Consider the following 22,367-nt stretch of genomic DNA (forward strand, 5'->3'; position numbering starts at 1 on the left):
GGCTTCCTTTTTAATTTAATATATTTTCTATATCTAATTTACTTTGCAATTGTAGCGCCTTCAGGAACATCAAAAAGTGTAGCATCAGGAATCTCTTTAGATAGTTTTACATTTACAAAAGTATCTTCTCTACTCATTTTTGTTGGTACATTATTCTCCGTGGCGTAACCTGCCATAGTTGCTGGTAATTGCAAACCGCTTACATCTTGCCAATTTTGATAACGTCTAAAATGTAAATCTTTACTTTTTTCTTTAGAAAAATAAGTTACCGTATAAGCCAACCATTCCATTTTATAAGTTTCAGGGTTGTAATAAAGTACATATTCATCTCCAGACGATTCACCTACACCATATTCATAAGAAATTTTAATTCCAGGATATGTTTTCCCTTCAAACACTAAAGGATCGGCATCACCATAAATAATACCATCATCTGCCAATATAAAAGGCATAGAGTAAAAGTAAAACATTAAATTATAGAAAAACTTTGGTTTTCCTTTATAAGCTTCCTCTCCTTTATTCTTTAACCAAATATCTTTGCCATTAGAACCAATAGCATACTTAGGCATATCTACCAAAATTTTTCTATTTTTTAAGTTGGTAGTTGTAACATCGTTCCCGCCTTCTTTTACCTGAGCAAATGTTAATGAGTTCATACTATTCCAAGTATCTAAACCACCATGTGCATCAAAAATTTTAACTAAGGTTTCTGGGTAATGTTTTTTATTTTCAACTTGCTTTTCTACAGATGGTTCTGGGGATTTTACTGTTTCATTTTTTGTTTCATTCTTACAAGAAAGAATTGAAATTGTAATAAATAAAAATAGAATATTTCTCATGGTAAATTTTTAATTTACCATGAAGTCGTAATTATCTACTTAAAATTACAATATTTAAATTATTAATAAATAAAACAGTTCGTTCAACTAAAATAAAAAATGCGATAACGTATTATAAACCAATTGGATTTAATAAGTTTGAAACTTAGAGTCCAGAAAAAAAACCATTTTAACAAAATTAAGATAATAAATGAATTCAAATTTCACTGTGTCAACAAATAAGGTGTTTTTAAAAATTCCTTTATTCATATTAATTTTAACTGTTCTGCATATCTTTAGGTTTATTGTTTATGAATACACACCAGATACCGCACTGTATATTTTAGTTTGGAAACTTGTAATTGCAAGCATTACGGGCTTTTTTTTTAGTTGGTATTTTTATCTGAATAAAAAATGGACCTTAGGTATTATTACACATTTACTATTCATTCTTTTTGCATTTCAAACTAATTTATCAAATTTAATAGATTATTATTTTAGCATTGATAACAGTAGCTCCATAAGGACCTCTTTACAAACTATTCTGTTTCTAGTATCTGCTTCGTGGTTTGCTTTTGGATTTTTTAAAACTGAAAAGGTAAGGCCAAAGAAAAAAGCATTTGCAAAAGTTTTCCTTTTAGTAATTGCAACCTATTTTGTTCTTGCTAGTGGATTAGGAAAACTTAGCGAACTCTTTCAACAAATAATTAGTAGCGATTCTAGTTTTTTCGAATATCTAGTTCAACTACTCGTTATATTAACGCGTGTACTTAAATGTTTTGTATTATTAATTGGGTTTTACTACCTATTATCTAAAATTATAAATACAAACAAGCAAAGTAATATTTTAGCACCTCAATATATTTCTAAATCGTTTTTCAGTAAAGGTTTTGCCATTTCATACACATTAATTTTCCTTGTATTTTTTAGTGTTTTAGAAAATATTGTCGCATTTGTTCTGTTCAGTTTTTTCTCTAGAAACTCTTTTGATTTTTACGAAAACATTCAATTACTATCTAATTTCGCCTATCTACTTTATGCTGTTTGCTTTTTAGGCCAACTTATGCAATACAGAAGTTATTCTTTGAAACATTTTTATGGCATATTTTCGGCTGTAGCCTTATTTCCAATATTAAATACGGTATCACTATTTGTTCTTAGACACAAAAGAAAAGTAAAATCTGTATCCGATTTTATAAAAAACGCACCTAAACAAAGAAACATTCATCTTAGTATTTATGCTGTTTTAATGATTGCTTTTATCCTTTTTATAAATAAAGATGAGTTAACCAATGAAGATGAGTTAGCTTGGATTTTCGCAGGTATTATTCTGCATTGCATTTGTTTATTTATCGTTTCATTAAACAAAAAATACGTTTATATCGCACCTGCTATAATTACGCTTTTATGGATTATTAAAAATTACAGCTCCTTTTCTTTTATAGAAACTATTACAGAACATGTATTTGATATCAGTATACTATCTCAAGGCATTTTTATTATAACCATTTACTATTTAACCTATTATTTATTGTTTTACATCTACCATAAAGCCTTTTATGTTAACACAAATGAAGAACAAATAAAAGTAGAGTTAGACTCCCATTTCTCTGCTACTAACGAGTCCGAAGTTTTATAGAGAAGCGTCCTCTTGAATAAAAACTTATATTATCTTTTGAGTATAGTTTAAAACTAAAACTATAGTTCCCATCTTCTGGAACTACATAAACTCCAGACTCGGCCTCATACTCACTTGTTACACGTGTAATATCGACTTCTTCCTCTTCGTTGTCGTCATTGTATCTTGTTTCTGTATCCGATTCTTCTTCTTTTGAAGATTTAATAAAATGAGAAAAAACCAATGGCAAATACCGATCTACCAACATCGAGTCCTTATCTTTTTCTATGTAATACTTTATAGAATAATCGTCAAGGTCTGGAGATTCGTATGTTTTATATTCTAAGCTAGATTTTGTCCAAATTACAACCTCTTCTCCTTTTTTCAAAGACACATTATCTATAGTAGAAATTGAGGAAGTCGATAAGCCTACTTCTTTTTCTAAATCATTACCAACAACATTACAGGAATGTAACATCCCTAAAAATACTAAACAATAAAAATATTTTATATACCGCATTTTATTCAATCATTAAAGTGTTATGTTCCATTTGATAATCAAGCATTTTTTTATAAAAATCTGCCGAGTTTTTATCCACGCCCTCTTTTCTAAAATAAAATACTTTATTGTGCTTTTCTATTCGATAGTAAAAATGATCTGCATAACTAGTTTCACCATCATAATTTTTGCTATCTTTAGTAATTACATAGGCGTTGCCTTCATGCTTTACATTAACCATAAAACCATCACTTCTAAATGTTCGCCTTCTAAACTCCCACTCGGTCTTACCATCATTTACCTGTTTCACAAGGTTTTTATCGAGCATAGCTCCTTTTTTCAGGGAATTAATAATATTTAAAAATGACGTGTCGAATTTTTTAGAAGCATAATAAAAATCGAAAGTTTTATAATTATATAAACTTCTTAAATCAATTTCTTCATTTTCTTCCATAAAAACTCTCATCTCTTTATCGATATCTTTAAGAGCAAAATTATAGGCTTTTATAGTAACAGCAGGATACGTATCTATATAGTCTGCCCAAGACTTAACAGCTAAATCTTCATTATTTTTAGGTTCCTTAGTTAAATTCTTAGCCATACCTAAAGAAAAAAGAGCCATTTCAAAATTCTCTTTTCTATTTAAGTCCATCATATCGATTACAGCTTCATAAACAATAAAATACTCGTGTATCTCATCATATTCAAAATACACAACATTAAAACCATCTCTTTCGGAATAAATAACGCTGTTTGCATCTTGATACTCTACAATTAAATCTTCCCAAACTTTATCTTCGGCATCACTTATATTTTTTTTAATTTTCTCAAAAGTAATCGCATCTTTATCTTTAGATGGTAAGAGTACAATACCCTCAGAAATCCCATAAGCATCATAATCCTCTCCACTTTCAATATCAATTGCTACAGCTCTGTCTTCTCGTATTGTTAAATCTCCCCAAATATATTCTTCATAATCACTGGCCTCATAATCTTCAAAAGCATCCTCAACTGTAATATCATACTCATAACCAACTGGTAACGAAATCTGTGGATATAGTGTGCTATCGTTTAAATATTGAATTGAAAGAAGATCTATTTGCCTATTTAAAATAGACGCTATTCGTTCTTTAGATAACAGTTCTTTTGGTGTATCTACAATTTCAATCTGATTGCTTTCCTCTTTTTCCTGACATGAAAAAAGAGTAAGAAAAACGCAAAAAAATGTTTTCACTAAATATTTCATCATTATTTATTTAAAAATTCTAAAATACTCAAAATTAAAACGGTTTTAGAGTTCAATTCCATTTTTTAAAAACAGACTACAAATTAAAAAACCTAATTATAGAATTCCCGAAAGTAAAAAGAAGAAGCACAAGAATAAAGCATCTCCTGCTTATTGTATATAAAAGTGTAAATTTGCAGCTATAGATTTTGCCATAAAGCGATATGAATTACAAAGAAATATCTAGTACACAAAACCCATATATTAAACAACTTGTTTTATTAAAAGACAAATCGCGTGAACGTAAAAAGTCAGGTTTATTTTTAATTGAAGGCGTTCGCGAAATAGAATTAGCCATAAAAGGTGGTTATGTATTAGACACCGTTTTATTCTACCCAGGACTCTTTTCTGAAAACGAACTCGAAGCGTTAACTACAAGCCAGAATACAACTATTGAAATATCTAAAGACGTTTACGAAAAACTCGCTTACCGAAGCACTACAGAAGGTGTTCTAGCGGTTGCCAAACCAAAAAGCCACCTAATAAGTGATTTAAAATTTGACACCCAAACACCACTAATCTTAATTGCTGAAGCTCCAGAAAAGCCAGGTAATATTGGCGCCATTTTACGTACTGCCGATGCTGCCAATGCCGATGCTGTAATTATTGCCAATCCAAAAGGCGATTTATACAACCCAAATATTATTCGTTCTAGCGTAGGTTGTGTATTTACCAATACTATTGCAACAGGTTCTACTACCGAAATTATAGAGTTTCTAAAATCGAAAAACATTGATATTTATTGCGCTATTTTACAATCTGCTATTCACTATCACGAGCAAGATTTCACCAAAGCAACCGCTATTGTTGTTGGTACAGAAGCTACAGGCTTAAGCGAAGAATGGCGCGTAAGCTCAACTCAAAATATAATAATCCCGATGCAAGGCGAAATAGATTCTATGAATGTTTCTGTTGCTGCCGGAATTCTTATTTTTGAAGCCAAACGCCAACGTAATTTTAAATAAACGTAAATTACAAAAAACGAGTTCCCCAAAGAACAACAGTCCGTTTCGGATTTGAAACTTAACACACTATGAACGCAAACACTCTTTTTTACATTATAATTGGCATTATTATTATCAGTTTTATAGTTGATAAAGTCTTAGACGCCCTAAATGCAAAACACTTTAACGACGTACTTCCTGAAGATTTAAAAGATGTTTATGATGACGAAGCATATAAAAAATCGCAAAATTATAAAGCGACAAATTATAAATTCGGATTACTAACCTCTACTTTTTCCGTAATTTTAACATTAGCCTTTCTTTGGTTCGATGGTTTCGAATTTATTGATAATATTGCACGCAGCTACAGTGAAAACCCAATATTTGTTGCTCTTATTTTCTTCGGAATTATCATGATTGGTAGCGATATTTTAACAACCCCATTTTCTTATTATAGCACTTTTGTAATTGAGGAAAAATTTGGTTTTAATAAAACAACCATTAAAACGTTCTTTTTAGATAAAATAAAAGGCTGGTTTATGATGGCTATTGTTGGCGGTGCCATTCTATCTTTAATTATTTGGTTTTATGAAGCAACAGGCAATCAGTTTTGGCTTTACGCTTGGGCATTAGTTGCTGTGTTTAGTTTATTCATGAATATATTTTACTCTAAACTTATTGTGCCACTTTTTAATAAACAAACACCTTTAGAAGCCGGAAGTTTACGTGATAACATTTCGGAATACGCAAAAACAGTTGGCTTTAAATTAGATAAAATCTTTGTTATCGATGGTTCTAAACGCAGCACAAAAGCCAATGCTTATTTTTCTGGTTTTGGTAGCGAAAAACGCGTTACGCTTTACGATACTTTAATTAACGATTTGGATGAAGATGAAATTGTTGCTGTACTTGCTCACGAGGTTGGTCATTATAAAAAGAAGCATATTATTTTTAATTTAGCGACTTCAATTCTATTAACTGGATTTACACTTTTTATTTTATCGCTATTTATTTCGAACCCTATATTATCACAAGCTTTAGGTGTTGAAATCCCTAGTTTTCATATCGGGTTAATTGCTTTTGGAATGCTCTACGCTCCTATTTCGGAAATTACAGGTTTAATAATGAATCTCTTTTCTAGAAAATTTGAATACCAAGCCGATGATTACGCTAAAAACACCTATAAAGCAGAACCTTTAATTACATCCTTAAAGAAACTGTCTAAAAACAGTTTAAGCAATTTAACACCACATCCGGCTTATGTTTTTATGCATTACTCGCATCCTACGCTTTTGGAACGTATTGGAAATTTGAGGCAGTAACAATTTTAACTTTAAAACCACAAACCCCATGAACTGGAAAAACACCTACCTACTATCAATAGCAACAATAATTACTACGTTAGTAATAGCAATAATAACCAGCTTCCAATATGGCTTTGCCTATAATATTATTGGCAATATATTTACTTTAGGTAAACTTTTTGTCTTTTTTAGTTTTATAAACATCTTAGACAAATCTATAAAAGCCAAAACCATACAAAAAAACTTAAAAACTTTTGAGTACATATTATATGCTGTTATTGCTCTTAATGGTATAGCTGTTATTTCAATAACTATTCAGTTAATAACGCACCCCGCGATATTTGCGCATTCCCAAATAATTATAAGTTTAGTATCGCTAATTTTAACAATTTACTTAGCTATTAATGCTTTTTACTTAAGAAAAAAAATATTAGGAAAATACAATGGCGTACAAAAAATAACCTATACGCCTACCGATGTTAATGCTTTAAAAACTAAAACCTACAACACCATTGGTGATAGATTGAGCCTTTGTAAAAGATGTGTAAATAAAGCATTTGACTCTAAAACTGGGTTAATTTGCAGTTTAGATAATGCTAAACCAAGTTTTGATACATATTGCACAGATTTTATAGTTAACGAAGCAGAGACAGAAAGAATAGACAAAACCGAAGCTATTGAAAAACCAGGATTTTTTGGTAGTTGGAAAGGCGCTTTAGTGATGTCGATTCTTGGTTTTGCACGATTTGCGATGCGCGGACTAGATGATCCTTTTGGTGTAGTCTTTCTTGCTCTTGGTATAGGCTGGCTTGTAATTGTATTAACTAGCAGAAAGAGTAAATAATTTATCCAAACTTTATTGATAAACTTCTATTTATCAATAAAAAAACAATTATGAAAATTTCGATTTATAGGTGGTGATTACACTAAAACCAACTATAAAACCGAACCATTAATTACCTTAAAGAAGCTTTCCAAAAACAGTTTAAGCATTTTACACCACATAAGCTTACGCCTTTATACATTAATCACACCCCAAACTTTTACAGCATATCAGTAATTAAAAATATACCCCACTCTCCATTTTTTTTTGTCATTTCGACGCTAAGAGAAATCGCATAATATTATCTGGGATAAGTTGTTAATTCTGATGGATTTTACTTAATTTATTCAACTAAATTTATTGCAAATGAAAACTTATAAAAGTAAAACAACTTTACCCATAATAGAAGCCAAGGATATAATTGGCTATTTATCAGAATCTTATAGAGATTACTTAGCCGCGAGGATCTTATTTAATAACAACCAGCTAATTCAAGCATGTAGTTTAGCCAATACAACTATTGAAAAATTTCTCAAAGCACTAATTTCTACAAGTAAAAAAAAGGTTAAATGGAGACATAATCTCTCTGAATTATTAATTGATATTAAAGAATATGACCTTGATTTATATCACTCCTTAAATACAGACTTCCTTAATGTTCTAACCAAAATATATTCTAGCAGGTACATAGGGTCGTGCGATACCGGCTACAATATGGTTATATTAAGAAATAAGTTTCTTGCCGAACTGGATTATACATATTCACTGCTTGAACCTAAGATCCAAGTGCAGGAAGCAAACCAAACTACAAAAAAAATCACTAGATACGATAGAGATATTAGCATAAAAGAAGCCGCTTTACTTACAAATAACTATGTCCTACTAGGAATAGATAAGACTAAATTTATAGAACAATTAGATTTTGTTTTTGAGTTAAGAATTCATAATCATCAAATTATGGAAGTTTCTTATTCAACCATTGAATCTAAAAACGACGGCAAATTTAGTTTTGATTCATTGGTACCTAAAGGAACTGAAAATCGAAGTTTTCAAATGTGCTACAAAGCATATGAAGAAGATAATAAATAAATAATTATTTAACTTTTTAACAATCCTTAAGCCCCAGCCCAACCCCGCGTTAACGATTGCAGCGGCATCCTTTTTAAAATTTAAGCAACCAAAAACCTTGGTATTTCTACAAACATTCTAGATAAACACTACTATGCTGAAAGCTATAAGTTTTTAAAAAGATATAGTGGAAAGCGTGTTAAAACGTCCAAAAAATTGAATATCCAAAAATTTGATTACCTTTGCACCTTGAAACTCAGAAAATAATGAGTTTATATTCCTCAGAGAGAGGATGTGTTACTGGAAGTTTAAGGTTAAGTATGTCGATTCGCTTTCTTATGTAACACCACATAACAAAATCGAATACTTATACAAGAATGAGCACATTCCAAGAATTAGGTCTTAATGAAGATCTATTGAAAGCAATTACAGATTTAGGATTTGAAAAGCCTAGTGAAGTTCAAGAAAAAGCAATCCCTATTTTATTAAATTCTGAAACCGATTTAGTGGCACTAGCCCAAACCGGAACAGGAAAAACGGCGGCGTTTGGTTTCCCTATGTTAGAGAAAATTGACGTTGATAGCCGCACGACTCAAGGTTTAATTTTAAGCCCAACGCGTGAACTTTGTTTACAAATTACCAACGAAATGAAACAATACGGTAAGTATTGTAAAGGTTTAAATGTGGTTGCCATTTATGGTGGATCTAGCATTACAGACCAAGCTCGTGACGTTAAACGTGGTGCACAGATTATTGTGGCTACGCCTGGTAGAATGAAAGATATGATTAGCCGTAGATTGGTTGATATTTCTAAAATCCAATACGCGGTTTTAGATGAGGCTGATGAGATGCTAAACATGGGTTTCAAGGAAGATATTACTGATATTTTATCACACACTCCAGATGAAAAAAACACATGGTTATTTTCTGCAACTATGCCAAGAGAAGTGGCAACTATTGCGAAAAAATTCATGGACAACCCACAGGAAATTACGGTTGGAAATAAAAATGAAAGTACAAGTACCGTATCTCACGAATACTATTTAGTTAATTCTAGAGACCGTTACCAAGCCTTGAAACGTTTGGCAGATGCAAATCCAGATATTTTTTCTGTAGTATTTTGTAGAACAAAACGTGATACTCAAAAAGTTGCCGAGCAACTTATTGAGGATGGTTATAGCGCTGGTGCTTTGCACGGTGATTTAAGCCAAAACCAACGTGATTTAGTAATGCAATCGTTTAGAAAAAACCAAATACAAATGCTTGTTGCAACAGATGTTGCTGCTCGTGGTATTGATGTTGACGATATTACTCACGTTATAAATTACCAATTACCTGACGAAATTGAAACGTATACTCACCGTTCTGGTCGTACCGGACGTGCTGGTAAAAACGGTATTTCTATGGTTATTGTTTCGAAAAGTGAGGTTCGAAAAATAAAAAGTATTGAACGCATTATTAAACGTGAGTTTGAGAAAAAAGAAGTGCCAGATGGTATGGAAATTTGCGAAGTGCAATTAATGTCTTTAGCTAATAAAATCCATAACACGGAAGTTAACGACGAAATTGAAAAATACCTAACAAGCATTAATGAAATGTTTGAGGATACAACGAAAGATGAATTGATTAAAAAATTCTTCTCGGTTGAATTTACACGTTTTTATAACTATTACCAAAAATCTAAAAACTTAAATGTTGCTGAAGGTTCTAGAGATGGAGGACGTGAAGGTGGTCGTGATCGTGATTTTGGTGGAAAATCTAATTCTACAAGATACTTTATTAATGTTGGTGAAAAAGATGGTTTCGATTGGATGAAATTGAAAGATTTCTTAAAAGACCAATTACAACTTGGTAGAGACGATGTTTTTAAAGTGGAAGTTAAAGAGAGTTTCTCTTTCTTTAATACTGAAAACGAAACTAAGGATAAAGTTTTAGCTTTCTTTACAGACTTTAAACATGAAGGACGTTTTGTAAATGTTGAAGTTTCGGAAAACCGAGGCGGTGGCGGAAGACGCAATGATAGACGTAGTAGTGGTGGCGGAAGACGCGACGATAAACGTGGCGGCGGAAGACGTGGTGATGACAGAAAAGGTGGTTCTGGAAGCAGAAGTGACCGCAGACGTAGTAGTGAAGGAGGTTCTAAACCAAGACGTTCGGATTCGGACTCTGGTGGAGGGAATTTTTCTGGAGCTAGACGTTCTAGAAGATAAAATTTATATTTTATAACATACAAAAGCTGACTGAAAGTAAAATTACTTTTTAGTCAGCTTTTTTTATGCCTTGTATTTAGCGTTTTAATGTAAAATGGCCATGATACTGTGTGTTATTACTCGGCCTATTAATAACAAACTAATAATCTGAAGTTGATAGCGGATAGCCGTTTAAAGTGCCATCCCATCCTTTTTGAATAGAGATTTAATTGAATGATTAATTTACCGTAACGATCGAAAATATTGATTTCGCTAATACAGAGTTGAATTGATAGCCAATAATCTACACCATTATTTAGACTCTCTACGTCATTATTTTCAAAATTAATACCTACACTAATCAAAAAAACCAATTAGCTGCTTAATCTTGAGCATCAGTAATATTTGAAAATAAAAAAAACACTAAAACCCACAATAAAACAATGCATATTAAACAGTTAGCCACCTTAATTTTATAGTTAAAAATAAATTTCAGAAAGGTTTAGTAATTTCTTATGAAAATAGATTTATGTAATAATATTCTTAATAAAAACCACTTAAATATTTACAAAAACCTCGTTATTGTGTTCAAATCCGCATTAATAGAGCACTTCTAAGTTAAATTATATTAAAATATATGGTTATATTTAATTCTTTAGTACTTTTATAAAAAATTCGTTGATGAGAAAAAATTTAATTTTCCTTTTTATATTTACTTTATTGGTAGGGCAAACATACGCGCAAGACAGCGAAAAAGCAGAAGGAGTTGTGCTTAACGCATCAACATCTACAGCTCTAGAAGGCGTAAATATTGTAAACCTAAACCAAGTAAAAGGAACTACAACAAACCAAAAAGGCGAATTTAAAATTACAGCAAAAGTTAACGATACTTTACATTTTTCTTATTTAGGATTCAAATCTATAAAAGTTAGAGTAACTAATGATTGGTTAAAATACGGTAGTTCCAACATTGAACTTACCGAACTCGCCCTAGCATTAGAAGAAGTTGTGGTAAGCCAATTAAAACTAACCGGTTTTTTAGAAGTCGATATAAAGCAAGTTCCCGCTGTTAACAGTAATTATCGCTATAATATTTCTGGATTAGAAGGCACGGGTTATGAGGCCGATAAAAAATCTGGACTCACCAAAGTAATAGGGTCTATATTTAATCCAGCCGATTTTCTACATCGTATGTTTGGTAAAAAACAAAACGAACTTAGAAAGTTAAAAAAGATGAAGGAAGACGATGAAATTAGAAATCTTCTAGCAACTAAATTCGACCGCGAAATGCTAACCGTTTTACTTCAAGTAGATCGTGTTGATTTAGACGAAATTGTAAGCCAATGCAACTATTCCAAAGGTTTTATACAAAAAGCAAACGACCTTCAAATCCTCGATGCCATTAGCGAATGTTACGAAGAATACAAGGTATTAAGCCGAGGAAGAACTCGTAAAATTTAAAATATTTATTTGGGCGTTACCACAAGGGTCGGGCTTTCCGCTATATCTTTTGGCAAAACACCTCTATCTATTTAAACCTCTTACTTTATTAAAAAACCTGCTTTATCCAAAGTTAGAGAAATTAATTTTTGCAAAAAGGATGTCGCATCAATCCCTAACGCGACCATCTGTAAAGACCTTTTCTCTTCTATAAAACAGTTAAAAATTTACTAATTAACATGTTAAAAACTATTAAAGAAACAACATCATAAACAAAAAATGATGTATTTTGGTACAGCAACTATCAAAACAAACCATGCACTATAAAAAAGCGTTACTCTTCTTTTTAATGCCACTCACCATGATTTCTCAGAATATAACAGGGAAAATTTACGATTCAGAATCTACAGTACAAGGCGCCAAAATTTTTAATAAAACAAAAAACAGCGTTACATTTTCTGATGAGAAAGGAAGCTTCAACCTTATTGCTACTCGTAATGATAGCTTAGTAATAACATCACTCTTCCATCAAACAAAATATGTAAAAATTGATGCGTTTTATTTAGAAAACACAATAGTTGTAGAACTCACAAAACAAGTAAACAATTTACCCGAAGTATTACTTGCAGAAAATGCCAACCAATCTGGATTAAAAGCTCTCGAAACTAATAGTGATTTGGGAACAGAATTAGCATCCGACTTAAAAAATAATTCTGAAACTTGGTATAAAAACATGCCAAAATCGGGCATAGATTTTGTTGCCATTGCATCACTTGTGGCTAAGCTTTTAAAAAGTAAAAAAGCCAAACCACAACTTATAACAACAATAGAATATAAAACTTTAGATTCTCTTTTTTCTTCATCACATAAATTGTTCAATAAATCATTGCTAATCAATGATTTTAAAATACCTGATGAGTATATACCTCTATTTTTTGATTATTGCGATTCTCAATCTATAAACTCTAATTTATTACTAGAAAAAAATGATTTTATGCTTCTAGATAAACTTCTTAAAAGTAGTAATGACTTTTTAGAAATGCTTAAAACTACTGAGCAAAATTAATCTGTTTCATAAAAACGTTCGGTAATTTTCTCGTAACTTTTTATTGTTTTTGTACACCAATCTAAACGCTTTTCTAGAATTTCATCTTCGGTTAAATGCCATTCCAAATCAGATTGTCTTAATTTAGACGTTGCTTGCTGTAAAATAATAGCCGCGGAAACAGAAATATTTAAACTCTCGGTAAAACCAACCATTGGTATTTTCAAATAACAATCCGCTTCATCTAAAACCGCTTGAGATAAACCTTCCGTCTCTCTTCCGAAGAAAAAACAAGATTTTTTAGTGACATCGAAGTCCTTTATATCACAATCATTAGCATGCGGTGTGGTAGCAACAATTTGATATCCTTTACTTTTCATATCCGCAATACAATCCTTAACATGATTATAGCGATTTAGATCTACCCATTTTTGTGCGCCCATGGCTATTTCTCTGTCAATATCTTTAGAGTTTTGTTCCTCAACAATATTAAGTTCTTGAATCCCGAAAACATCGCAAGTTCTCATAACAGCACTGGTATTATGAAGTTGATAAACATCTTCTGTGGCAACCGTAAAATGTTTGGTGCGCTGTGCTAAAACTTTGGTAAATTTCTCCTTTCGTGATGGTGTAAGGAATGTTTCCAAGTGCTCTAATAGTTTTAAATCAATCATGCGTCAAAAATATAAAAGAATTTTAAATCGCAACGTAGTCCACTTAGAAGATTTTTCATTAAAAATAAATACAATTTAAAATCTAAGTCTGTTCCAATTGATTTAAAATTTATATTTTTAACACTATGAAACATATTGTTGTATTAACAGGAGCTGGCATAAGTGCCGAAAGTGGTATTAAAACATTTCGTGATGCCGATGGTTTATGGGAAGGCCATGATGTTATGGAAGTCGCTACGCCACAAGGTTTTGCCGCTAATCCCAAATTAGTTTTAGACTTTTACAACCAACGCCGTGCAGAACTTAGCACTGTAAAACCAAATAAAGCACATATTGGTTTGGCAAAACTTGAAAAACATTATAAAGTAAGTATAATTACCCAAAATGTAGATGATTTACACGAGCGAGCTGGTAGCACAAACGTAACGCATTTGCACGGCGAATTGCTAAAAGCAAGATGTACAGTTGATAAAAATGATATTAAAACTTGGAAAAACGACATAAATTTAGGCGATCTATCTGATAAAGGATACCAAATGCGGCCGCATATTGTATGGTTTGGTGAAGATGTCCCGATGATGGATAAAGCCATTGAAATTTGTGAAACTGCAGATATTTTAATAATTATTGGCACCTCTATGCAAGTATATCCAGCTGCTGGTTTAATGAATTATGTACCGCAAAACACACCAACATACTTTATAGATCCAAAACCTAATATGAAAAGCAGTAAAAATTTAACGGTAATTACAGAACCTGCAACCATAGGTTTAAGTTTGGTTGAAAAACTTTTGGAAAGCGACGTTTAATTTTAACAAAACTGAGTTTATAGCGTTATTTAGCTAATTCTCTATTTTATGTTTTTATTTTATGTTTTTCTACGTTTCTTAGGTATTCTTTTACAAATAACCACAACTAGATTAAAGCAAATTTTATTTAAAATTGGCTATTTTTGAGTTAGTTCACTTTATATCTCTCACTAAACCATATATATGCTTTTACGCGTTAGTTGCAAATTGGAATTTCAAATAGAAACACCAACTCCTTTTATTTTAATGTTACGCCCTCGTAGTGGTGCTCAACAATGGGTAGAACGGGATGAATATAAAATACCTAAAAATGTAGCTATAAGTGAATTTACAGACAATTATGGTAATCTGTGCCAACGCCTTGTTGCTCCAAGTGGTAAATTCTCGATATATACTACGGCAGATGTAAAAGTTTCAGATTATATGGACGTTGCCTTTGGAGCTCCTTTTATAGAAGTTCAAAATTTGCCAAACGAGATACTTGGCTATTTATTACCAAGTAGATATTGTGAGTCTGAAAGATTTCATGATTTAGCAAAATCTATTACTGAAAATGCTCTACCAGGTTACGACCAAGTTGCTGCCATTGAAAATTGGTTACGAAATACTATTAGTTTTATTCCTGGTAGTAGCGACTTTCCTATTTCGGCAGCAGAGGTTAACATGAAACAATCTGGAGTTTGCAGAGATTTTGCGCATTTAGGAATTGCATTGTGTAGAAGTTTAAGTATTCCGGCACGTATGGTGGTTGGGTATTTGTACGAATTAAAACCAATGGATATGCATGCTTGGTTTGAGGCCTATATTGGCGGACGATGGTATTCTTTTGATGCTACTCAAAGCGGAATAAAAGGTGGTTATGTTACCGTTGGTTATGGTCTAGATGCTGCCGATGTTGCCGTATATAATCAATTTGGTCCTTCCGTTACTCCTATTCAGCAATTAATTACTGTAGAACAAATTGAAAGTTAAACTTAGATATTAATTTTCCTTTTCTCAGCAATTTCATTATTAATAAACTCGACATATTATATACAATTATGCTATAATACTTTTACGAAATAACCTTAGGTTTTATAAAATTATTTGGAAAATATCAGATAATGAAACAGATACCTCATTAAAAAGTTTATCTTCGCGCAAAATTTAGAATTGCTTTTTATGAAACGTATTAATGAATACAAGAAATTATTTGGTGCTGAACAAGATATGAGTTTAAAAGCTTTAAAATCTTCTTACAGAAATTTAGTAAAAGAATGGCACCCTGATAAATTCCAAGCTGGAGACGAAAAAGCTATTGAAGCTGAATTAAAAAGTAGACAAATTATTGATGCTTACCATTTTTTAGTGAGCATTGCTCCAGAAACAAAGGAAGCGAATTTAGAAGATTTCAACCAAACTATTGCTTCCCCAATTATGGATTGGCAACATAAAGGTTTACTTTTAGAAGTTACCTTTTTAGACGGAAATACATACGAATTTTTTGGAGTAAACAAAGCTGTGTATATCAAATTCTCACAATCTGATAAACAAACACGTTTTGGTAAACGAAACATTTTTAACACGTATACCTACAGAAAAATTAAGAAAAGTGAAGTAGAAGCTTAGGCTTTATTCTTCTCCTCTATCCATCGGCTCATAAATTTGGTGCTCTGCATGCTATGATGATGTAGCATTTGCCCCATAAAATTATTTTGACGATGCGTATATAAATTATCTACAATCGATTCAATTCGCGATAAGAACATCTTTTTATGTTTTTGCGCATTGAATCGATTGTTTATTACAGCAAATCCGTATTCCTGTTTTTCTTCCCAAACCCTTTCATTATTATAAAGTTGAACAGCTTGATTTGCAAAATTGTTCGGGATATCCTCAACAAACCCATTCGGTTCCAAATCGCCAAACATACCCTCTGCTCCAATTGTTGACGTTACCATGGGTGTACCATTTTGCATAGCATCTATTAATTTACCTTTTAAACCTGCTCCAAACCGAATTGGAGCTAAACATACTTTAGCTTGCTGCATTACCGTATTTACATCTTCGGCAAAACCTTTTATTAAAAAACCTTGTTTCCCGTTGTGTAACTGGTTTACTTTTTGCGACGCATAAGCTCCATAAATATGTAATTCTACTTTTGGTAATTGCTTTCTAATTAATGGCCAAATGGTATCTTTTAAATATAAAACTGCATTGTAATTAGGTTCGTGAAGAAAATTTCCGATGGTAATAAAATGTTCTCGATCTTCAAAAGATGGTAGATTTCCAATTATTTCTTTTGAAATTTCATCTAACATAAAAGGCAAATAAAGCAGTAAATCTTCATTAACTTTAAAATCATTTTTTAGAATTTCCATTTCAGCCTCTGAAATAATTAAGGTTAAATCGCAACGGTGAATACAAGCTATTTCTCGTTTTGCTGTATCATTAAACAAATATGCTTTATCAAATAATTTTTCATCTTTAAATGCTTGATGTCTACCTTTTCGTAAACTGTGTAAATCTTCGGTATCTAAAATTTTAATGGCATTCGGGCAGTTTTCAGTAACACGCCATCCAAACTGTTCTTCCATCATAAAACGATCGAAAAGTACAATATCAGGATTTAATCCTTTTACAAAATCGTCAAAACTACCGTTATTCAATTCAATTGTAGTTTGCAACACACCAATACTTTCAAGGTTAAAAGCATTATCACTTTTTGCACAAGGGCTAGCAAAAGTAATGTTGTAATTTTGTGTTTGAAAAGTTTCAATTAACTGCATCATCCTACTGCCTGCAGCAGAACTTCTAGGTTCTGGCCAAACAAAACCGATTATTAATAATCTTTTATTCACCTAAATTAATTGATATTAAAACTTAATTCCGTTAGAACCCTTTCCAAGTTGATTGTGACTAAATTTACTCAGGTTTAGCTTCCAAACTATATTTTATACGCACCAATTTCGCCCAATCTACAACAGCTTTAATTTGCGCATCACTAAGTTTAGCTTCTGTATGTGTAATGGTATAAGATTCTAAAGGCATTTCTTTCTCTTCAACCATTTCAATAATTTCTTCAAACTTATGGTCTTTTCGTTTTACAGAATTCCCTATCCAATTAGAAAGATTCAACTCTTCCTTTCCTTCCTCGACATGATGTGCCATCCAGAAATTTACTGGCGTTATATTATTGTACCAAGGATATCGCGTTACATCGCTATGGCAATCGTAGCAAGTTTCTTTTAAAATAAGCCTTACATCTTCAGGCGGATTTGTTTCAGCCAAAAAGGCATCAATTGAAGCCAAATCACCTTCATTTTTTTCTGGTCCAAAAAACTGACCAATTACAAATGCGATTAATAATAACAACAATATTTTTTTTACTATCTTCATTTTAATTAAATTTAAAGCATAAAAATACGCAATCCATTTGACTACCGAGCAACTGTACAACGAATTAAATTACGTAAACCATTCTAGAGAAAAGCGGTTGTTTTATGCCAATATGATGATTAACCATCCGGAGTTAATCCCTAAATTGTTAGACATCCTTTTTAGGGTAGATGATAAAATTTCTCCACGTGCTGCTTGGGTTTTAGAGTTTATGTGTAGTAAAGATATTGAAACTATAATTCCCTATTTAGATCGCTTTACAGAAAACATATATAAAGTTCATTTAGATCCTGCTGTGCGTCCCGTTGCTAAAATTTGTGAACTTTTAGCTAAGTATTATAACTCCAGAGAAGATAACCGAATTAAGACCGAGTTAACAAAAGTGCACCAAGAACGTATTATTGAAACTTGCTTCGATTATATGATTAACGATGAAAAAGTAGCACCAAAAGCATACGGAATGGTTGCTCTTTTTCTATTCGGAAAACACTTTGATTGGGTGCATCCCGAATTAAAAATAATTTTAGATCGTGATTACCCTAAACAAAGTCCAGCTTTTAAAGCACGAGCCCGACAAATTTTAAAAAAGATAAAAAAGTAATTATAACTCTATAACATTTTTAAGTTCTTTATCTGAAATAACTAATAATTTACTCTTTACAAGTCTTTTAGTTAATTCTCTCCAATTTCCATCTTCATCAAAAATAGTTTTTAAAATAGGGTGCGCCTTTTTAAACTCTTTATTGTTTAAAAGATTAATAGCGTACCAAAATTTCATTTCTAAATTTTCTGGGAACAACTTTTGTGCTTCTAAGTAGAATGTTTCAGCAGCTTTTGTGTCACCTTTTTCCATTGCCAAATCACCATTATTCATAAAATCATATGCTTTATGAATTTTAATTAAGCGTTCTAATTCTTGTATTGGGTTTTCGTTATCTTCAACCCTTAAATCCATAATAGTATCTTCCCAGATGTTACCTGTAGAAGTAGGTTTTACAATTAAAATGGCAGCACTTTGACTTCCTCGAATATCTCCTTTTTCATTTTGTGCGGCTTTCATTGCAGCTAAAATACGCTCACTAAGCGAACCCGCAGTATTTTCAAATGCTACAGCCATGGCATCCCAAACTGTATTATTAAGCATCATATTTGCCTGAACAGAAAAGTTATCACCTTGCCTATGCCCTGCATTTTCAATACAAAGACTTCCCGTATGCGTGGCAACATGCCCTTTTACATCTAGAAAAGCAACCTGTCTAAACATCTCTCCTTCATCTTCGCCTAACAAAGAATCCAAAGCTTTTTGTGGAGGCACTCCTTTTTTCATTAAAGCAAGACCTTTTGGTCCATAACTTGGGTTTATAAAAGATTGGGTTGCAACTACACCTACTCCAGCTTCACCATAAGTTACAATACTACCAACACTAAACCAATGGCTTTGTACGGCGACCCCCATTTCTCCAGTTTCTGCATCGCGAGCAACAATAGAATAGGTATGAGCAAAAGGTTCTGACTTTTTATAATTTTGAGCCATAATGGTTTGTGTTAAAAACAGGATTAACAATAGATTGTATATTTTTTTCATTTTCAAAAAAATTAAGATTAAAGATAGGTAATTTCTAATAGAGTTTTATTGTATAATAACTATATTTACAGCTTCAAAAAATCAAATAAACTATGTCATTATCAGCATTAAACGCCATATCGCCAATAGATGGTCGTTATAGAAGTAAAGTAAACGAATTAGCGCCATATTTTTCGGAAGAAGCCTTAATAAAATATCGTGTTTTAGTTGAAATTGAATATTTTATCGCACTTTGCGAAATTCCGCTACCTCAATTAGAATCTGTTGATAAAGCTATTTTTGAAGATTTAAGAGGTATTTACAAGAATTTTTCTTCGGAAGATGCGCTTGCTATCAAAAAAATTGAAAGCGTTACCAATCACGATGTAAAAGCAGTTGAGTATTTTATAAAAGATAAGTTTGATGCTTTAAATCTTTCAGCATACAAGGAGTTTATCCACTTTGGGTTAACATCTCAAGATATAAACAATACAGCCATTCCTTTAAGTATTAAGGAAGCAATGAATGATGTTTATGTTCCTGAATATCTTATAGTTTTAGAAAAAATTAAAAAACTATCTAAAGATTGGGCACATATCCCCATGTTAGCGCGTACACATGGGCAACCAGCTTCGCCTACTCGTTTAGGAAAAGAAATTGAAGTTTTTGTTGTGCGTTTGCAAGAGCAATTTAACTTATTGAACGATATACCTAGCTCAGCCAAATTTGGTGGAGCAACTGGTAATTTTAACGCACACCACGTAGCTTACCCTAATATTGATTGGAAAGCTTTTGGAAGCAAGTTTGTTCAAGAAAAATTAGGTTTACAGCACTCTTTCCCTACTACACAAATTGAGCATTACGACCATATGGCGGCTTTATTTGATAATTTAAAGCGTATAAATACCATTATCCTAGATTTAGATCGCGATATTTGGACTTACGTTTCTATGGATTATTTTAAACAAAAAATTAAAGCTGGTGAAGTAGGTAGTTCTGCTATGCCACATAAAGTAAACCCTATAGATTTTGAAAACTCTGAAGGAAATTTAGGAATTGCTAATGCTATTTTCGAGCATCTATCAGCTAAATTACCTGTTTCTAGACTACAACGTGATTTAACAGATAGTACCGTTTTACGTAACGTTGGTGTACCTTTCGGGCACACATTAATCGCTTTTAAATCTACAGTAAAAGGTTTAGACAAATTACTTTTAAACGAAAGTAAGTTTGCACAAGATTTAGAAAATAATTGGGCAGTTGTTGCCGAGGCAATACAAACTATATTACGTCGCGAGGCATATCCAAATCCTTATGAAGCTTTAAAAGGTTTAACACGTACTAATGAGAAAATAAACCAAACCTCTATTTCTAACTTCATTGATACTTTAGAAGTAAGTGATGTTATAAAAGCAGAATTAAAACAAATTACACCAAGTAATTACACAGGAATATAAATATGTTTGATGATAAGACTTCTATAATACTTTGTGGCGTTCTAGTAGCGATTATTTTTTGCACAGGTGTTTTAAAAATTCTTGATAATTATATTGTTTTAACCGTTATTTCAGTTTTGTTTTTAACCATTGTTTACAATATTATTTATACCAAGCAAAACTCTAAATAGTTAAAATACACACATAAAAAAAAGGGACACTTCGGCAAAAGTGTCCCTTTTTACATTAACATTTAACTGTAATCCTTACGAGTTAAATTATTTAAAAAAGTTTTGAATATCTTCAAGTTGGCTTTTATCAAAATCGGCTTGTTTTAGTGCGCTAACTAAAGTTCCCATTTTCGACGGATTCATATCGTTACCTAAAACACGTACAATACCAAAACCATATTCCTTAGAGCTTCCGAAAATAACAACCTCATCAGCTTCATCATCAGTTCCTATATATTTTACAGCAATCTTATTTCCTTTATCGCTAAACTCAATAAGCTCGTTGTATTTCTCATCCTTTAGAATCTCTTTAACCGTAGCTATTTCTGCTTTTATAGCCTCTGTATTACTTTCATTAGCCTTATAACCAATAAAGTTTAAGCGGCTTACAGAGTTAAAAGCCTCTGTTTGCTCTTCCGTAAAACTAGACTTATCCATTTTCAACATAGAAATTGGTAAATCTTGCGAAATAAAATTTGGCGCCTCTTGGTGGTCTACAAAATAAGTTTGTAAAGTTGGCCCGCTGCTACAGCTAACTAAAATAGCTGTAGCAAAAAGACCTAATAACAAGTGATTAATAGCTCGTTTCATGATTGATGGTATTAATTTGATTGATGAAATTATTTTTATATTTAAGTAAAACATCTGTTAAACAGTATTAAACTATTACTTTTTATCTAAATGCTTCCCTCCTGGGATATTCATTTTATCGGTAAGTTTAGAAATTTCGTTTAAGTCAATATCACCAGTTAACGATACTACAACGGTTTCAATTTTACGTTCCTGTCCGCCAACTTCAATACCTTCTTCCATAAACTTATCAACGCCGTTTACAAAAATTAAAAGTTCCCTAACGTGGTCGGCATCTTTACCTTCTTTTACGTAAAAATTCACATTAGTACCATCGTCTTTCACTTCCATTAATTCCTCTAAAGCACTAGAGCGAGATTTTACCCACTTAGCAAGATCTGCTGCTATCGCTTTATTATCGGTAATCATGGTTTTAAAACTTGTAATACTTTTTACCATATCCATATAAGCCTTAGCTTCTTCATCTTCCACATTAATTCCCATTTTGGCAATCATTTGAAACATTTTTGGTTTTATCGATACATAAGTCACATCAGAGTTGTCACTATATTTCTCAAAAACATCCTTTTGTGCCATTCCTGTTAAGGGTAATAACATCACGGCCATTACGAATACTATTAATCTATTTCTCATTGTATTTGATTTTAATTTA

22 protein-coding genes are annotated in these 22,367 nt (G+C 31.9%); 13 read left to right on the forward strand and 9 right to left on the reverse strand.

The annotated features are described in order from the left end of the window. Positions 1-38: 38 nt before the first annotated feature. Positions 39-839, reverse strand: coding sequence for a DUF6503 family protein (locus M4I23_RS09185; RefSeq protein WP_249754191.1), 801 nt, complete (start codon positions 837-839; stop codon positions 39-41). 190 nt (positions 840-1,029) lie between these two features. On the opposite strand from M4I23_RS09185, the gene M4I23_RS09190 reads away from it, so the two are divergent. Beyond that, positions 1,030-2,457, forward strand: a complete 1,428-nt coding sequence (locus M4I23_RS09190) for a hypothetical protein (protein WP_249754192.1) — start codon at positions 1,030-1,032, stop codon at positions 2,455-2,457. Here M4I23_RS09190 and M4I23_RS09195 read toward each other — a convergent pair. Together M4I23_RS09195 and M4I23_RS09200 are read right to left on the reverse strand one after the other, a co-directional pair. Continuing rightward, the gene (locus tag M4I23_RS09195) at positions 2,435-2,956 is read right to left on the reverse strand and encodes a hypothetical protein (RefSeq protein ID WP_249754193.1); all 522 of its coding nucleotides are present in this window, start codon (positions 2,954-2,956) and stop codon (positions 2,435-2,437) included. The genes M4I23_RS09190 and M4I23_RS09195 overlap by 23 nt on opposite strands. 1 nt (position 2,957) lies before the next feature. Then, positions 2,958-4,184, reverse strand: a complete 1,227-nt coding sequence (locus M4I23_RS09200) for a hypothetical protein (RefSeq protein WP_249754194.1) — start codon at positions 4,182-4,184, stop codon at positions 2,958-2,960. 200 nt (positions 4,185-4,384) lie between these two features. On the opposite strand from M4I23_RS09200, the gene M4I23_RS09205 reads away from it, so the two are divergent. The 7 genes from M4I23_RS09205 to M4I23_RS09235 all read left to right on the forward strand — a co-directional run bounded on the left by M4I23_RS09205 (position 4,385) and on the right by M4I23_RS09235 (position 13,054). Then, complete coding sequence (locus M4I23_RS09205; protein ID WP_249754195.1) at positions 4,385-5,185, forward strand: RNA methyltransferase; 801 nt, start codon at positions 4,385-4,387, stop codon at positions 5,183-5,185. A gap of 68 nt (positions 5,186-5,253) precedes the next feature. Then, positions 5,254-6,486: a M48 family metallopeptidase gene (locus tag M4I23_RS09210; protein WP_249754196.1), complete on the forward strand. Its 1,233-nt coding sequence runs from the start codon at positions 5,254-5,256 to the stop codon at positions 6,484-6,486. Between the two features lie 28 nt (positions 6,487-6,514). Next, complete coding sequence (locus M4I23_RS09215; RefSeq protein WP_249754197.1) at positions 6,515-7,312, forward strand: hypothetical protein; 798 nt, start codon at positions 6,515-6,517, stop codon at positions 7,310-7,312. Positions 7,313-7,657: 345 nt separating this feature from the next. Beyond that, positions 7,658-8,380 (forward strand): HEPN domain-containing protein, encoded by a 723-nt coding sequence (locus M4I23_RS09220; RefSeq protein WP_249754198.1) that lies wholly within the window; start codon positions 7,658-7,660, stop codon positions 8,378-8,380. Between the two features lie 356 nt (positions 8,381-8,736). Continuing rightward, positions 8,737-10,569 (forward strand): DEAD/DEAH box helicase, encoded by a 1,833-nt coding sequence (locus tag M4I23_RS09225; protein WP_158843996.1) that lies wholly within the window; start codon positions 8,737-8,739, stop codon positions 10,567-10,569. 660 nt (positions 10,570-11,229) lie between these two features. Beyond that, complete coding sequence (locus M4I23_RS09230) at positions 11,230-12,009, forward strand: carboxypeptidase-like regulatory domain-containing protein (protein ID WP_158843998.1); 780 nt, start codon at positions 11,230-11,232, stop codon at positions 12,007-12,009. Between the two features lie 268 nt (positions 12,010-12,277). Next, the gene (locus tag M4I23_RS09235) at positions 12,278-13,054 is read left to right on the forward strand and encodes a hypothetical protein (protein WP_249754199.1); all 777 of its coding nucleotides are present in this window, start codon (positions 12,278-12,280) and stop codon (positions 13,052-13,054) included. On the opposite strand, the gene M4I23_RS09240 is transcribed toward M4I23_RS09235, so the two are convergent. Next, on the reverse strand, positions 13,051-13,707 hold the full coding sequence (locus M4I23_RS09240; protein ID WP_158844002.1) for an RNA methyltransferase: 657 nt from the start codon (positions 13,705-13,707) through the stop codon (positions 13,051-13,053). The two genes, M4I23_RS09235 and M4I23_RS09240, sit on opposite strands and share 4 nt — an antisense overlap. Before the next feature lie 125 nt (positions 13,708-13,832). Here M4I23_RS09240 and M4I23_RS09245 point away from each other — a divergent pair, with 125 nt between their 5' ends. From M4I23_RS09245 to M4I23_RS09255, 3 genes are all read left to right on the forward strand, one after another. Beyond that, positions 13,833-14,516 (forward strand): NAD-dependent deacylase, encoded by a 684-nt coding sequence (locus tag M4I23_RS09245; RefSeq protein WP_249754200.1) that lies wholly within the window; start codon positions 13,833-13,835, stop codon positions 14,514-14,516. A gap of 183 nt (positions 14,517-14,699) precedes the next feature. Then, positions 14,700-15,488 (forward strand): transglutaminase family protein, encoded by a 789-nt coding sequence (locus M4I23_RS09250; protein ID WP_158844006.1) that lies wholly within the window; start codon positions 14,700-14,702, stop codon positions 15,486-15,488. A gap of 189 nt (positions 15,489-15,677) precedes the next feature. After that, entirely contained in the window at positions 15,678-16,124 is a 447-nt protein-coding gene (locus M4I23_RS09255) for a KTSC domain-containing protein (RefSeq protein ID WP_158844008.1), read from the forward strand. Here M4I23_RS09255 and M4I23_RS09260 read toward each other — a convergent pair. Together M4I23_RS09260 and M4I23_RS09265 are read right to left on the reverse strand one after the other, a co-directional pair. Continuing rightward, positions 16,121-17,356, reverse strand: a complete 1,236-nt coding sequence (locus M4I23_RS09260) for a glycosyltransferase family 4 protein (protein WP_249754201.1) — start codon at positions 17,354-17,356, stop codon at positions 16,121-16,123. The two genes, M4I23_RS09255 and M4I23_RS09260, sit on opposite strands and share 4 nt — an antisense overlap. A gap of 64 nt (positions 17,357-17,420) precedes the next feature. Then, positions 17,421-17,894, reverse strand: coding sequence for a heme-binding domain-containing protein (locus M4I23_RS09265; protein WP_249754202.1), 474 nt, complete (start codon positions 17,892-17,894; stop codon positions 17,421-17,423). Positions 17,895-17,931: 37 nt separating this feature from the next. Here M4I23_RS09265 and M4I23_RS09270 point away from each other — a divergent pair, with 37 nt between their 5' ends. Then, the gene (locus tag M4I23_RS09270) at positions 17,932-18,495 is read left to right on the forward strand and encodes an adenylosuccinate lyase (protein ID WP_249754203.1); all 564 of its coding nucleotides are present in this window, start codon (positions 17,932-17,934) and stop codon (positions 18,493-18,495) included. Here M4I23_RS09270 and M4I23_RS09275 read toward each other — a convergent pair whose 3' ends face one another. Then, positions 18,496-19,479 (reverse strand): DUF1028 domain-containing protein, encoded by a 984-nt coding sequence (locus tag M4I23_RS09275; protein ID WP_249754204.1) that lies wholly within the window; start codon positions 19,477-19,479, stop codon positions 18,496-18,498. A 92-nt stretch (positions 19,480-19,571) separates the two neighbouring features. On the opposite strand from M4I23_RS09275, the gene purB reads away from it, so the two are divergent. Further along, the gene (gene purB / locus M4I23_RS09280) at positions 19,572-20,915 is read left to right on the forward strand and encodes an adenylosuccinate lyase (RefSeq protein WP_158844016.1); all 1,344 of its coding nucleotides are present in this window, start codon (positions 19,572-19,574) and stop codon (positions 20,913-20,915) included. A 257-nt stretch (positions 20,916-21,172) separates the two neighbouring features. Here purB and M4I23_RS09285 read toward each other — a convergent pair whose 3' ends face one another. Both M4I23_RS09285 and M4I23_RS09290 read right to left on the reverse strand, forming a co-directional pair. Then, the gene (locus M4I23_RS09285) at positions 21,173-21,715 is read right to left on the reverse strand and encodes a DUF4252 domain-containing protein (protein WP_158844018.1); all 543 of its coding nucleotides are present in this window, start codon (positions 21,713-21,715) and stop codon (positions 21,173-21,175) included. A 75-nt stretch (positions 21,716-21,790) separates the two neighbouring features. Further along, positions 21,791-22,348 carry a DUF4252 domain-containing protein gene (locus M4I23_RS09290; protein ID WP_249754205.1) on the reverse strand — a complete coding sequence of 186 codons (558 nt, stop codon included), beginning with the start codon at positions 22,346-22,348 and terminating at the stop codon, positions 21,791-21,793. Positions 22,349-22,367 lie beyond the last annotated feature (19 nt).

Origin of the sequence: Algibacter sp. L4_22 (assembly GCF_023473045.1) — a bacterium.
Lineage (GTDB): Bacteria > Bacteroidota > Bacteroidia > Flavobacteriales > Flavobacteriaceae > Algibacter.